The sequence below is a fragment of the Geodermatophilus maliterrae genome (assembly GCF_041018925.1).
In the GTDB taxonomy this organism is placed as follows: domain Bacteria; phylum Actinomycetota; class Actinomycetes; order Mycobacteriales; family Geodermatophilaceae; genus Geodermatophilus; species Geodermatophilus maliterrae.
The window spans coordinates 1-13,702 of sequence record NZ_JBFNXQ010000002.1; the positions used below are offsets into that span (position 1 = coordinate 1).

The following is a 13,702-nucleotide window of genomic DNA, read 5'->3' on the forward strand; positions in this document are numbered from 1 at the left end:
GGGGCCGCGCTGCGCAGGGCGCGGCGCATGCCGGCGAACCCGAGGCCCTTGTCGGCGACGACGACCACGGCGCCGGCGCGCCAGACGGCGTACACGGCGGCGGTGAGGTCGGCCGAGGGCTCCACGAGCAGGGCGACGCGCTGCCCGGGGCGGATGCCGGTGACGGCCAGTCCGGCGGCCAGGTGCCGCACGCGGGAGGCCAGCGCCGACCAGGTCACCGTCGCGCCGCCGACCTCGACCACCGCGGGCGCGTCGTCGCCGGACCGCTCGTCCAGGGCGGTCCAGGGACGGCGCCCGGCGTCGCCTGCCGGGCGGGCCGCCGACCCGGCCGGGGCGGTCCCGAGGTCGGTGACCCACTGCGCCACGGCCTCGGCGTACTGCGGGGCGTCCTCGGGGAGCAGGTGCGAGGCCCCCTCGTAGCGGTGCAGCCGGGCCTGCGGCATCCGGCGGCGCAGGTCGGCGAGGTAGCGCTCGCCGAAGACCGGGTCGCGGGGGCCCCACAGCAGCAGGGCCGGGACGTCGAGGGTGCGGATGCCCTCGGCGATCGCCTCCTGCACCGGGCGGGACGGGTGGCCGGGGGCGAAGGGGATGTCGGCGACGAAGTCGCCCACCGCCCGGCGCCGCTCCGGCGACCGGTAGGGCGCGGCGAAGGCGCGCCGGACGTCGCCCGGCAGTGCCGGGCGGGACAGCGCCGTCGTCGCCTTGACGAACACCGGCGTGCCGACGGTGACGGCCGTGCGCACCCCGGGCGCGTGCGCCATCCGGATCAGCGCCGGGCCGAGGTCGCCCTCGGGCATGGCGACGGCGGTGTTGGCGAGGACGACGCCGCGCAGGTCCTGCCGGTGCTCCAGCGCCCAGCCGAGGGAGATGACGCCGCCCCAGTCGTGCCCGACGGTGACCACCGGGCCGGTGAGGCCGAGCGCGGCGGTGAGGTCCCCGAGGTCGGCCACCCGCTGCCGCAGCGACCGCGGCTCGGGCAGCCGGTCGGAGAACCCCATGCCGAGGTGGTCGGGGGCGAGCACCCGCCAGCCGGGTGGGGCCGCGGCGAGCAGCCGCCGCCACAGGTAGGACCAGGTCGGGTTGCCGTGGACGCACAGCAGCGTGCCGACCGGGTCCTGGACGCCGTTGTCGAGGACGTGCCAGGTGTGCTCGGCCCCCGCGGCGTCGGCGACGGCGAGCGTGCGGGACCACGCCGGGTCCAGCCCGGGCAGTGCCGGCACGACGGGGGAGGGCGACTGCCCTGCGCCGCCCGCCGTCACCAGGCGAGCTCGAGGCAGGAGACGTTGAGGCCCGAGCCGATGCCCATGAGGAGCACGCGGTCGCCGCCGGCGAGGGAGTCCTGCTGGCCGGCCAGAGTGTAGGGGACCGACGCCGGGCCGAGGTTGCCCCGGGTCGGGAACGTCGTCGGGACCAGGGCGGGGTCGATGCCGAACCGGTCGCACATCGCCTTGGTGTGCACCTTGGAGACCTGGTGGACGATGTAGCGGCTCATGCCGCCGGCCCAGTCGACGTCGGCGGCGGCGTCGGCCCACATGTCCTCGGACAGCGCCAGGCCGGCGTCCAGCAGGCCCTTGAGGTCGGTCCGCATGAGGTCGTTGTCGCCGACGCACAGCTCGTGGTGCTCGGTGCCCGCGCGGCTCACCGACGCGACCAGGCGGTGCCCCTCGGGGTGCCGGTCGGCGCGGCCCAGCACCATGGCGACGGCACCGGAGCCCAGCGTCAGGGTGGCGAACTGGGCGATCACGTCCTTGGACGTCGTGCCCGGCTGGTCGAGCCGGTCGAGGGTGCGCTCCTGCACCGGCTGCGAGTCCTCGCCGTTGACGACGAGGGCGTACTCGACCAGGCCGGAGTCGATCATGGCGGCCGCCAGCTCCATGCCGTTGACGAAGCCCAGGCAGGCGTTGGTCACGTCGAAGTTCTGACAGGAGCGCGGCAGGCCGAGCGCGTGGTGGACCGCCACCGCGGTCGAGGGCTCGAGGTACTTCCGGCTGACCGACGTGTTGATCATGAGGCCGATGCCGGCCGGGTCGACGCCGCTCTCGCTGATCGCCTTCGCGCCGGCCTCGGCGGCACCGTCGACGAAGGTGACGCCGTCGGCCCACCAGCGGCGCTCGCGGATGCCGGCCAGGCGCTCGAGCAGGCCGCGCCGCAGCCCCACGCGCTGGTAGGTCCCGGCGAGCGCGTCGTCGAGCGCGTCGGAGGTGACCACCCGGGTGGCGTCGGCCGTCTGCAGCGCCAGGACGGCGGTGTTGCTGAACCGGTGCGTGGCGTTGCCGTTCGTGCCTGAGCCGTTCATGTGTGGGCCGATCATCCGTGGGGTCCAGTCCTCTGAAGGGCCGACCTCTCACGCGCCGCCCTCGTCGTCGGGTCCACTACCCGGCCTTCTCCCTGCCATTCCGCGAGCCCCGACACCCCAGGAACGGTACGTGCGCCCGCGTGGAGGGGTCCGGTCGGCCGGGACGGCACCCGGCTCACGGGGCGTCGAACCAGGTGACGTCGACCGGCTGCGTGGTGAAGGGGTTGGCCCACTCCGACGGCGTCCCCGTGATCGGCTGGGCGTCGGTGACGACCACGAAGGGCGTCCCGGGGTAGACGGCGAGCACCCGGGCGGTGGAGGCGAGCATCTCGGTGCGCTCGAGGAGCTCGCCGCGGCGCAGCTGCTGCGTCGTCCGCTGCCCGCGCAGCTCCTCCCCGACCTCGGCGACCCAGCGGGCGCCGTCCTGGGTGAAGGCGATCGCCTGCACCCGCCGTCCCGGGGGAGCGGGCTCGCAGCCGGCGAACTCGGCGAGGGCCTCGTAGAGCCGCTCCGCCTGGTCGTCGTCGCTCGCCCGCGGGAGGAAGAAGGCAGCCATGCGCGCATCCTCTCCGCCGCTACCGACGATCGGCCGACGACGGTGTCCGTGCCGGGTCCGCGCCGGCCCGCTGCCGCCACCGGACCGCCGACCACACGCTGGTCGCCGAGGCCCGGCGCTCCGGCGGGTGGGCGCCGACCAGCACCGACAGCGTGGCCGGCATGACCGCCGCTCCCCCCGCCCCGGCCAGCCCCCGCAGCACGATGACGTGCGGGCGAGGGCGGCGCAGATGACGGCGAGGAGAGGGCCGAGTCGGCCCCGGATCGCCCGGACGTGGGGGATGCTGTTCCAGACGACCGATTGACACGCTCGTGTCAGGCGGGCACGGCACGGAGGCCGGATGTCCCAGTGCACGACCCCCGGGCGTCTGCTGGACGCCGCGGAGGAGCTGCTCGCCGTCCACGGACCGGCGGGCACCTCGGTGCGCCAGGTGCTGCGCCGGGCCGGCGTCGCCAACGCCGCCGCGGTGGGCTACCACTTCGGGGACAAGGCCGGTCTCGTCGCGGCGGTGGGCCGCCGGGTGGTCGACGGGGTGGTCGCCGACCGCGAGCGGGTGCTGCAGGACCTGCCGGACGCGGCCGGCGTCGAGGCGCTGGTCGACGGCTGGGTGCGGCCGATCGTCGCGCTGCGGTGCGCGGGGCGGGGCCGCTACGCCGCACGCGTCTTCACGCGCCTGTTCGACGAACCGCGGGAGCGGTGGGAGGCCAACGGCGCGGCGGCGGTGCGGGCCTCGGCCGACCGCTACTGCGCCGCCCTGGCGCCCCTGCTGCCGCACCTGGGCGGGAGCGAGCTGGCGTGGCGCTGGCAGTGCGTCACCGCGACGACGGACTTCTACGCCGTCGGCGCGCTCGACTCCGGCGAGCCGGCCCCGCGCCCGGACGACGTCGACCGGCACGTGCGCCGGCTGGTGGTGCCGGGGAGCGCGCTGCTGCGTGCGGACGCGACGGACCGACGGGGGACGGGATGAGGGCACTCGTGGTGGGCGGCGGTGTCGCCGGCCCGGTCACCGCCATGGCGCTGCAGAAGGCGGGCATCGACGTCACCGTGCACGAGGCGCACCCGGCTCCCGCCGGTGACGTCGGCGCGTGGCTCGGGGTGCAGGTCAACGGCCTCGACGCGCTGCGGGCGGTGGACGCCGAGCAGCCGGTCCGGGACGCGGGCTTCCCGACGCCGGTGATCGAGTTCCGCAACGGGTCCGGGAGGGTGCTCGGGACGCTGCCGACGGGCCGGGACGGCGCCGACGGCGTGTCGCTGCGGCGGTCGGACCTCTACCGGGTGCTGGGCGCCGAGGCGCTGCGCCGCGGCATCGACGTCCGCCACGGCTCCCGGCTGGTCGCCGCGCGCACCGGCCCCGACGGCGTGCGGGCCAGCTTCGCCGACGGCACGACGGAGTCCGCCGACCTGCTCGTCGGTGCCGACGGCGTCCGCTCCACCGTGCGCGCGCTGCTGGACCCGGGTGCCGCCCCGCCCCGCTTCGTGCCGGTGCTCAACACCGCCGGCTACGCCGAGCACGCACCGGCCGGTGCCGAGGTGGGCCGGCTGACGATGGTCTTCGGCCGGCGCTCCTTCTTCGGCTGGCTCCCGGCCCCGGACGGGCGCACCTGGTGGTTCGCCAACCCGCCCGCGCCGCGGGAGCCGGCGCCCGACGAGGTCGCCGGCAGGTCGGACGCGGAGTGGCGCGCGCTGCTGCGCGACCTGCACCGGGTCGACCGCTCACCGGCGGTCGCCCTCGTCGACGCCACCCCGCACGCGCTGCGCGGGTGGACCACCTACGACGTCCCCGCCGTCCGCCGGTGGCACGACGGGCGCACGGTGCTCGTCGGCGACGCGGCGCACGCCACCTCACCGGCCGCCGGGCAGGGGTCCTCGCTGGCCATGGAGGACGCCGTCGTGCTGGCCCGCTGCCTGCGCGACCTGCCCCTGGCCGAGGCGCTCGTGGCGTACGAGCGGGCGCGCCGCGAGCGGGCCGAGCGGGTCGTCGCCCAGGGGTTCCGGACCAGCAGCGCGAAGGCGCCGCCCGCCGTGGGCCGCGTGGTGCGGGACCTGGTGATGCCGCTGGTGCTGCGGCGGCGCGACCCGCAGGCCTGGGTGCGCGACCACCACCTGGAGTGGGACGACCCGGTGGAGGCGGTCAGCGCGTGACAGGCTCGGCGCATGACTCGCGTCGGCCTGGTGCTGGGTGGCGGTGGCGTCGTCGGGCAGGCCTACCACTCGGCCGTGCTGGCGGTGCTGGAGCACGACTTCGGCTTCGACGCGCGCCGCGCCGAGGTGGTCGTCGGGACGTCGGCGGGGTCGATCACCGGGACCCTGCTGCGGCTCGGCGTCTCGGCGGAGGACCTCGCCGCCTGGACGGTGAAGGCGCCGCTGTCCGGTGAGGGCGACGTGATGCGCGCCGTCGCCGCGACGCCCGTCCCCGAGCTGGCGCCCTTCCGCCCGCTCGACCTGCTCCGCCGCCCGCTGCGGCTGCCGGGCCCGTCGATGGTGCACCGGGCGCTGACCCGGCCGTGGCGGTTCCGGCCGATGGCCGCGGGGATGGCCCTGCTGGCGCCGGGACAGCACGACATCGTCGAGCAGCTGGCCGCGCTGCGCGAGCTGGAGGAGAAGGCGCCGGGGTGGCCGGCCGCCTCGCTGTGGATCACCGCGGTCCGCCGGCGGGACGGCCGCCGCGTCGTCTTCGGACGTCCCGGCACGCCGCCGGCACCGCTGCACCTCGCCGTCGCGGCCTCGTGCTCGGTGCCCGGGTACTTCGCGCCGGTCCGCATCGACGGCCGCAGCTACGTCGACGGCGGGGTGCACTCCCCGACGAACGCGGCGGTGCTCCGGGGTCTCGGGCTCGACCTCGTCATCGTGGTCTCGCCGATGAGCGGCTCGGCCGGGTGGTCCCCCGACTTCTTCGCCGCGGCCCGCCGGCACGCCACCCGGCTGCTGGACCGCGAGGTCCGGGCGCTGCGGGCGGAGGGGATCGCGACGGTGGTCTTCGCCCCCGGTGCCCGCGAGCAGCAGGTCATGGGCAACGACATGATGTCGCGCGCCCGCCTGAACGAGGTCATCTCGGAGTCGTTCCTCGCCGCGGGCCGGCAGGCGGCCGAGCCCGCGGTCGCCGACCTCGTCCGGCGGGCGGCCGCGGCCGCATAGCGGCCCCCGCGACGTGCCGGTGGGGCACAGCGGAGTCCCGCCGTGCCCCACCGGAGCGATCAGAGGGCGATCAGATCGCGCGGACGTTCTCCGCCTGGGGGCCCTTCTGGCCCTGCGTGACGTCGAACTCGACGCGCTGTGCCTCCTCCAGCGACCGGTAGCCGCTCCCGGAGATCGCCGAGAAGTGGCAGAAGACGTCGGCGCCGCCGCCGTCCTGCTCGATGAAGCCGAAGCCCTTCTCCGCGTTGAACCACTTCACGGTGCCCTGCGTCATGTCGTTCTCTCTTCCGTACTGGGGTGTCAGGACGGCCGAGTGCCGGTCCCGGGTCGCCGCACCGACCGGCAGGACCGAGAGGAACGTCAGGCAGAGACGACTGCGGACGTTCGGGAACGAAGCAGAGGTACGACAGCGACCGAGGTCGACTGTACGGGTTCCTCACCGTCGCGGGGGCCGGCGCCCCCGCCGGGAGCCGGACCCGCCGGGACCCGGCCGTCGGTCCCGCCCGCACGGACCGGTGGGCCGCGACGTCCACGAGCGGCGCGCGCCGCCGTCCTGATCAGGCGAGGTTCCGCTCGATGGCCGCGCGGGCGACCTCGAGGACCGCGGTCCGTCCGGGGACCGGCCGACCGGGTGGCGCCGGCGCCACCGGGGCGCCGCGGCCGACGGCGGGAGCGTCCGGGGCCCGGTCGGCCGCCGCGTCGATCAGCGCGGCCGGTTCCGGGTCGCCGAGGCGGCGCAGCAGGTCGGCGAGGTTGCGGAGGGTCGTCCACTGGTGGGTCCAGTTCCCGGTGCGGGCGAAGTAGTCGACCACCTCGCGGTAGCCGCTGAGCGCCTCGCGGACGTGGCCGGCGCCGGCGCGCGCCGTGACCAGCCCGACGGTCGCCACGCCGACGAGGAAGGTGGCACCGGAGGCGCGACAGAGCTCGACGGCCCGGAGGTAGTGCTGCGCCGCCGGTCCGAGGTGCCCGGCCCGGTTCTCGATCTCCCCGGCGACGTAGTGCCCCCAGCCGACCATCGAGGGCGACACCGCGTCGTCCAGTCCGCGCGCGTTCAGCGTCCGCGCCCGGTCCAGGTCGCCGGCGTAGGCGCTGGCGAGGGCGGCGATGCCCAGGTTCTCCCGGTGCCGACCCGCGCCCGTCACCGCCGCGGCGAGGGAGTGCTCGACGGCCTCCGCGTACGCCCCGCGCGCCAGCGCGACCACCGACAGCGGCAGCAGGCACTGCCACCTCCCGGCGTCGTCGGTCGCCAGGTCCAGCCCGGTGCGTGCGAGCCGCTCGGCGCGGGGGTGGTCCCCGCGGTGGTAGGCGGCCTCGGCGGCGGTGCCGAGCACGGCGGCCGCGCGCGGGTGGGTGGCCGTCGCCGGGTCGCCGGCCAGCTCCTCGGCCCAGCCGCGGACCTCCACCAGGTCCCGGTAGCCCACGGTCTCGAACAGCGCGGTGATCACGGCGGCGGCGGCGTCGAGCGATCCGCGGCTGCGGGCCAGCCGCCACGCCGCCCGCAGGTTGGGCAGCTCGCGGCGCAGGACGGCGTCGGCCCGGGGCTCGTGCTCGGTGCGCATCGTGGCCCCGATCCAGCCGGTCAGCTCGACGGCCCAGCGCAGCAGCCGCCCGGTCGCCGCGCCGTCCTCGCCGGCGGCCGTGAGCCGGTCGAGGCCGAAGGCGCGCAGGGTCTCCAGCAGGCGGTACCGGGGACCCCCCTGCAGGTCGGCGATGACCATCGAGGCGTCCACCAGGCGCGCCAGCACGCTCCCGGGGTCGCCGTCGAGCCCCAGGTCGGCGGCGAGCCACTCGGCGGTGTCCAGGCTGAACCCGTCGACGAAGACCGCGAGGTGCCGGAAGAGCCGCTGCTCCTCCCCGGCGAGGAGGCGGTGGGACCACTCGACGGTCGCGCGCAGGGTGCGGTGCCGGGGGTCGCCGCTCGGACCGGCCCCGCCGAGCAGGTCGAGCGAGCGGTCGAGCCGGTCGCGCAGGTCGGCGAGCGAGAACGTGGACAGCCGCCGGGCGGCCAGCTCGATCGCCAGGGGCATGCCGTCGAGCCGGGTCACGACGTCGGCGACCGTGCGCAGGTCGGCCCGGGGGAGCGGTGGACCGGAGCGGACCCGGTCGGCGCGGTCGAGGAACAGCGCCACGGACGGGACCCGGGCGAGGTCCTGGCCGGGGCCGGGCAGCGGGAGCGGTGCCAGCCGGAAGGTGTGCTCGGCGGCGAGGCCCAGCGGTTCGCGGCTGGTGGCCAGCACGGACAGCCGGGGACAGGCGGACAGGAGCCGGCCGACCGTGTCCCGGGCGACGTCGAGCAGGTGCTCGCAGTTGTCCACCACCAGCAGGCCGGGCCGGTCGCCGAGGACGGCCAGGCAGGCCGCCAGGACGTCGCCCTGGACGACGTCCAGGTCCAGGGCGGCCGCGAGCGCGTGCGGGACGGCGGCGGGATCGGTCACCGGCCCCAGCAGCAGGACCGTCGCGCTCCGGTCCCCGCGGACGACCTCCTCGGCGAGCCGGGTCTTGCCGACGCCGCCCGGCCCGACCAGCGTGACCAGCCGTTCCCCCGCGAGCAGCCGGTGCAGCGCCGCGGCCTGGGCCTCGCGGCCGAACAGCCGGGTCGTCGGCCGGACCGGTACCTCGTGTCGGGGGGACGCCGGCCCCGCGGCGCCGCCGGCGATCCCGCGCTCGAGCCCCGCCAGCGCCGGGGACGGGTCCAGCCCGGCCTCCTCGGCCAGCCGGGACCGGTACCGGCGTCCGGTCTCCAGTGCCTCCGGCGCCCGGCCGGTGGCTGCCAGTGCGCGCATCAGCAGCAGGACCGCCGGCTCGCGCAGCGGGGCCTCGGCGACGGACGCGGTGGCGAGGTCCACGACGCTCCCCGCCTCGCCGGCGGCGATGGCCGCGGCGACCAGGGCGTCGGTCACCTCGCAGCGCAGTCGCGCGCACTCCTCGACCGCCGCGGCGACCGGCGCGACCTCGGTGAGGTCGGCGAGGAGGGGGCCCCGCCAGATCGCGTGCACGCGGCGCAGGAGGGTGTACGCCGCGGCCGGCTCCCGCGCACCCCCCTCCCGTGCCGCCGCCAGCAGGGCCCGCGCCTCCGCCAGGTCGAGCTCGTCCTGGCCGAGCGCGAGCCGGTAGCCCTCCTGCCAGGTCTCGAGCCGGACCGCGGCGGGACCCAGGTGCGCCCGCAGCCGGGACACGTGGCTGTGCAGGGCCTGCCGGCCCGACTCCGGCACCTCCGCGGGCCACAGCGCGTCCACCAGGTGGTCGACCGGCACGACCCGGCCCTCCGCGACCGCCAGCAGGGCGAGCACGGCGCGCCGCTTCGGGCCGCGCACGTCGACCGCCTCGCCGCCGACCAGCAGGCGCAACGGCCCGAGCACCTCGACCCGGACCCGTGGCCCGCCTCCTCCGGCCATGTCCCCACCCCGGCGGTCAGCATGCCCGCCTCCCGGGGCGGACGGGGAGGGGAACGGAGCTGCCAGCGCCGTGACAGCGCCTGCCAGAGCCGTGCGAGCGCGCCCCCCGACCGTGAGTGGCGACCGGCACCGTGCCGGCGGGACGGGAGGGACATCCAGATGGACCACGCACAGCTGGCCGAGTTCATGGGACGGGTCGTGTCGGACCTCGGCGCGACCGGCGCCGCCGGCGGGGTGGTGATCGGCCACCGGCTCGGGCTCTACCGTGCACTGGCCCAGGGCCCGGCCACGCCCGAGCAGTTCGCGGAGCGCACCGGCTGCCACCCGCGCTACCTCACCGAGTGGCTGCGCGGTCAGGCCGCCGGCGGGTACGTGACCCACACGCCCGCGACGGGGGAGTTCTCCCTCACCGACGAGCAGGCGTTCTGCCTGGCCGACCCGGACGGCCCCAACGTGCCGGCGGCCTTCCTGACCGGCCTCGGGTACCTGCGCGCCGAGCCGAGGCTCACCGAGGCCTTCCGCACCGGTGCCGGCATCGCCTGGCACGAGCACGACGAGGACGTCTTCGTCGGGTGCGACGCGTTCTACCGCCCCGGCTACGTGGCCGACCTGGTGTCGAACTGGATCCCGGCGCTCGACGGCGTCGAGGCCAAGCTGACCGCCGGTGCGCGCGTCGCCGACGTGGGCTGCGGGCTGGGCTCCTCGTCGCTGCTGGTCGCCGAGGCCTACCCACGCACCACCGTCGTCGGGTCGGACCTGCACGCGCACTCGCTGGAGCTGGCGCGGCAGAAGGCCGCGGAGGCAGGGGTCGGGAACCGGGTCGTCTTCGAGACGGCGGCGGCCCAGGACTTCCCCGGCGCCGACTACGACCTGGTGATGATGTTCGACTGCCTGCACGACATGGGGGACCCGCTCGGGGCAGCCCGGCGGGTGCGCGAGGCCCTGGCTCCCGACGGCACGTGGCTGCTGGTGGAGCCGTTCGCTCCCGACCGCTTCGAGGGCACCGTCGACCCGGTGGCGCGGCTGTACTACGCCGGCTCGACGTTCCTCTGCGTACCCAACGCGCTGTCCCAGCCCGGCGGCTCCGCACTGGGCGCGCAGGCCGGGGAGACGGCGGTCCGCGAGCTGACCGCGCAGGCCGGTTTCACCCGGTTCCGGCGGGCGGCGCAGACACCGTTCAACGCGGTGTACGAGATCCGGCCCTAGCACGCCTCCCCTGTGGCGGCCGTGCCCCGGCGCGGCCGCCGCAGGCCCGGGTGCCGTCCCCCGCCCTCCACCCGACCTCCCGAGAGGAGCCGACATGGCCATCGAGGACTACCGGCCGCTGCTGATCGCCGGCCTGGTCGTCACCGAGGTCGCCCTGTGGCAGTGGCGGATGGTGGTCGCGGCCCGCGGCCACCGCACGGGCGCCTTCGCCCTCGGGGCCGTGGGCGCCGTCCTGCAGATCACGGCGATCACCCAGGTCGTGTCCGGCGTGTCCGACCCCCTGAGCGTCACCGCGTACGCCGTCGGGGTCGGGGCCGGGGTCCTCCTCGGGATGCTCGCCGGGGACCGCTTCTCCCCGGGGGCGGTCCGGATGACGATCGTGACCCCCGAGGACGACGTCGCCGAGGCCCTGTGGTCACGCGGCTGGCCGGTGACGGTGCAGGAGGGCCAGGGTGCGACCGGTCCGCTGACGGTGCTGTCGGTCGCGGTCGAACGGCGGCACGAGGCCCGGCTGCACCGGGACCTGGCCGTGCTGGCCCCCGACGCGTCCTGGGTCACCGACGACCTGCGCCGCCGGGCGCCGGTGCCACCCGTGCCGGTGTGACCCGCGGGTCCGGACGGGCCGGCCGTCCACCGAGGAGGGCGCGGTGCTCCTCAGGGAGGGGGCGCCGGGTCCGCGGGTCCCGGTGCGGCATCCCCGGCACTGCCGGCCGGGACCCCCGCCGTCCGGGCGCGGAGGGCCTCGACCTCGGCGGTCAGGGCGCCGATCCGCTCGCTGGCGCGGCGTGCCGTCGCCTCGGCGTCGGCCGCTCGCCGGTCGGCGTCCTCCGCGCGCTGGGCGGCCCGCGCCGCCTCGGTGAGCGCCTCCTGGCGGACCTGCTCGGCGGCCGTCGCCCGGTCGGTCGCCTCCTGCGCCCGGGTGCGCGCGTCCCGCTCGCCGCGGCGGGCCTCGTCCCGCTCCCGCTCGGCGTCGCGGGCCCGTTCCCGTGCGGTGGCCACGGCGGTTCGCGCCTCGTCCCGGGCGGTGACGGCCGTGTCGCGCTCCGCCGTCCGCGTCCGGACGGCCTCGGTGAGCGTGCGCTCGGTGACGCCCCACTGCGCGCGGGCCTCGACGAGGGCGTCGTGCTCGCGGGCGGCGTCCTCGCGGGCGCGCCCCTCGGCCCGCCGCGCCTCCTCGGCGTCGCGCTCGGCCGCCTCCCGCCGGGTCTCGGTGTCGCGCACCTGCCGCCGGGCGGCGGCCCGCTCCTCCACGGCCCGGTCGCGCTCGGCCTCCACCTGCTGGCGGGCCGTCTCGGCCTCGCGGCGCGCCTCCTCGGCGAGCTCCACCCGGTGCGCGGCCTCGGTCCGGGCGTCGGCGACCTCCTGCTCGGCGGCGCCGCGTGCGGCCTCGGCGGCCCGCTCGGCCGCCTGCCGTGCCTCCTCCGCCGTCCGCCGTCCGTCCTCGGCCCTCTCCCGGGCCTCCTCGGCCTCCGCGCGGAACCGCGCGGCCAGCCGGGCCTGCTCCTCGGCGCGCAGCTGGGCGGCGTGGGCGGCGTCGACGTCGGAGCGGGCCTGGGCGATGCGGGCCTCCACGGTCGTCTCGTCCCGGTACTGGTCCAGGGCCTCGACGGCGGCGGTGAGCAGGGCGGCCTGCGCCTCGGCCGCGGCGGCGGCCTCCCGGGTCGCCGCCGCCCACCGGCCCACCAGCTGCCGGACGCGGCCCTCCGGGGGGAGGTCCTCGGCCAGCGCTGCGGCGGTCGTGGCGAGCCCGGCGGACCGCCGGCCGGTGGTCCGGGCCCGGGCCTGCCGGGCCGTCTCCGGGTTGTGGTCGGGGCGCGCGCAGAACTTGGGGGAGGGGCCGCTGCGCCCCGGGACCCGGGGCCGGGGCGGCTCGGTGCAGCCGGGGAAGGCGCACCGCCCGCCGTCCTCCTCGTCGACTGCACCGGTCACGGATGAACGATAGACGGACGGACGCACAATGGACCATCCATCCATCGTGGTGGGTCGACGTACTCCTGGAGGGATGGCGAGTTCACTTCCGAGAACCACCTACTCTGCGAAGTGATCGGTGACAGGTGTGCAGCAGCCAGGGGGAGCGTGCGATGACCCGTCCGACCGGCCCGGAGGGCGACCGGGAGGCCGCCGTCGTCCCGGCGACGACGGACGACGGACTGCTGCTGCCCGGTGACCTGACCTCGGTCGGCTCGTACGTCGCCGCGGCGCAGGCCGACGCCACGCGGGAGGCCTACGCGCGGGACGTGGCGGCCTGGGCGACGTGGTGCGCCGGCCGGTCGCTGCCGAGCGCGCTGCCCGCCGACCCGTTGACCGTCGCCGCCTGGCTCGCCGCGATGGCCGACGAGGGGCGCAGCCCGCGGTACGTCTCCCGGCGGCTGTCCGCCCTCAACGACGCGCACCGCACCGCCGGGCACCCCGCGCCGGGGGACAGCGAGGGCGTGCGGCGGACCCTGGCCGGGATCCGGCGGACCGCCGTCCGGGCCGGCTACCGCCCGCGCCGCGCCCGCGCGGTGGACACCGCGACCGTGCGGGCCCTCGTCGAGGACCTCCCCGACACCCTCGGCGGACTGCGCGACCGCTGCCTGGTCCTGGTCGGCTACGCCCTGGGCCTGCGCGCCTCGGACCTGTGCTGGCTGCGGATCGAGGACCTCACCCCGGCCGGGCACGGCGGCCTGGACGTGCTGCTCCGCTTCTCGAAGACCGACCAGGAGGGCGCGGGGGAGACCCTCGCCCTGGCGGAGGGCGTCCGCGAGGTCACCTGCCCCGTCCGCGCCGTCCGCGCCTGGCTCGCCGCACTGGCCGAGCAGGGCGTCACCTCGGGCCCGCTGTTCCGGTCGGTCGGCAAGGGGCGCAGCCCGCGGCTCGGGGCGACCCCGCTCACCACCCGCAGCGTCGACCTCGTCCTGGCGCGCGCCGCCCGGCGCGCCGGCGTCTCCACCGAGGGCCTGTCGCCGCACTCGCTGCGGCGCGGCTTCGCCACCACCGCCTACGCCCAGGGAGTGTCGGAGAAGGAGATCAGCCGGACCGGCCGGTGGCGGTCCCTCGTGGTCCGCTCCTACGACGCCTCCAGCCGGTGGGCCGACCCGGCCTCCGGCTCGCTGGGCCTGTGACGCACCGGCT

General features: G+C 77.3%; 13 protein-coding genes. 6 read left to right on the forward strand and 7 right to left on the reverse strand.

Going from position 1 to position 13,702, the window contains the following annotated elements; genetic code table 11:
* The 4 genes from ABQ292_RS00825 to ABQ292_RS00840 form a co-directional block, all read right to left on the reverse strand.
* Positions 1-1,220: alpha/beta fold hydrolase (locus tag ABQ292_RS00825; RefSeq protein WP_369202253.1), on the reverse strand; the 1,220-nt coding region annotated here is incomplete at its 3' end.
* Between the two features lie 35 nt (positions 1,221-1,255).
* Positions 1,256-2,296, reverse strand: coding sequence for a 3-oxoacyl-ACP synthase III (locus tag ABQ292_RS00830; RefSeq protein WP_369202255.1), 1,041 nt, complete (start codon positions 2,294-2,296; stop codon positions 1,256-1,258).
* 175 nt (positions 2,297-2,471) lie between these two features.
* A complete protein-coding gene (locus ABQ292_RS00835; RefSeq protein ID WP_369202257.1) occupies positions 2,472-2,852 on the reverse strand; it encodes a hypothetical protein in 381 nt (126 codons plus the stop codon).
* 19 nt (positions 2,853-2,871) lie between these two features.
* A complete protein-coding gene (locus ABQ292_RS00840; RefSeq protein WP_369202259.1) occupies positions 2,872-3,015 on the reverse strand; it encodes a hypothetical protein in 144 nt (47 codons plus the stop codon).
* 177 nt (positions 3,016-3,192) lie between these two features.
* Between ABQ292_RS00840 and ABQ292_RS00845 the strand changes: the two genes are divergently transcribed.
* From ABQ292_RS00845 to ABQ292_RS00855, 3 genes are read left to right on the forward strand one after another with little or no spacing between them, the layout of a single operon-like run.
* A complete protein-coding gene (locus tag ABQ292_RS00845) occupies positions 3,193-3,819 on the forward strand; it encodes a TetR/AcrR family transcriptional regulator (RefSeq protein ID WP_369202261.1) in 627 nt (208 codons plus the stop codon).
* The gene (locus ABQ292_RS00850; RefSeq protein ID WP_369202263.1) at positions 3,816-4,994 is read left to right on the forward strand and encodes an FAD-dependent oxidoreductase; all 1,179 of its coding nucleotides are present in this window, start codon (positions 3,816-3,818) and stop codon (positions 4,992-4,994) included. The genes ABQ292_RS00845 and ABQ292_RS00850 overlap by 4 nt, the downstream gene beginning before the upstream one ends.
* 12 nt (positions 4,995-5,006) lie before the next feature.
* Positions 5,007-5,987: a patatin-like phospholipase family protein gene (locus tag ABQ292_RS00855; protein ID WP_369202265.1), complete on the forward strand. Its 981-nt coding sequence runs from the start codon at positions 5,007-5,009 to the stop codon at positions 5,985-5,987.
* Between the two features lie 70 nt (positions 5,988-6,057).
* Here the strand turns inward: ABQ292_RS00855 and ABQ292_RS00860 are convergent, their stop codons facing one another.
* Positions 6,058-6,261 (reverse strand): cold-shock protein, encoded by a 204-nt coding sequence (locus tag ABQ292_RS00860; RefSeq protein ID WP_204694366.1) that lies wholly within the window; start codon positions 6,259-6,261, stop codon positions 6,058-6,060.
* Between the two features lie 283 nt (positions 6,262-6,544).
* Positions 6,545-9,382 carry a BTAD domain-containing putative transcriptional regulator gene (locus ABQ292_RS00865; protein ID WP_369202268.1) on the reverse strand — a complete coding sequence of 946 codons (2,838 nt, stop codon included), beginning with the start codon at positions 9,380-9,382 and terminating at the stop codon, positions 6,545-6,547.
* 159 nt (positions 9,383-9,541) lie between these two features.
* On the opposite strand from ABQ292_RS00865, the gene ABQ292_RS00870 reads away from it, so the two are divergent.
* The gene (locus ABQ292_RS00870) at positions 9,542-10,588 is read left to right on the forward strand and encodes a class I SAM-dependent methyltransferase (RefSeq protein ID WP_369202270.1); all 1,047 of its coding nucleotides are present in this window, start codon (positions 9,542-9,544) and stop codon (positions 10,586-10,588) included.
* Between the two features lie 94 nt (positions 10,589-10,682).
* Positions 10,683-11,192, forward strand: a complete 510-nt coding sequence (locus ABQ292_RS00875; RefSeq protein WP_369202272.1) for a DUF5698 domain-containing protein — start codon at positions 10,683-10,685, stop codon at positions 11,190-11,192.
* A 50-nt stretch (positions 11,193-11,242) separates the two neighbouring features.
* Here ABQ292_RS00875 and ABQ292_RS00880 read toward each other — a convergent pair whose 3' ends face one another.
* Complete coding sequence (locus tag ABQ292_RS00880) at positions 11,243-12,517, reverse strand: coiled-coil domain-containing protein (RefSeq protein ID WP_369202274.1); 1,275 nt, start codon at positions 12,515-12,517, stop codon at positions 11,243-11,245.
* A gap of 152 nt (positions 12,518-12,669) precedes the next feature.
* Here ABQ292_RS00880 and ABQ292_RS00885 point away from each other — a divergent pair, with 152 nt between their 5' ends.
* Positions 12,670-13,692: a site-specific integrase gene (locus ABQ292_RS00885; protein WP_369202276.1), complete on the forward strand. Its 1,023-nt coding sequence runs from the start codon at positions 12,670-12,672 to the stop codon at positions 13,690-13,692.
* Positions 13,693-13,702: the final 10 nt, after the last annotated feature.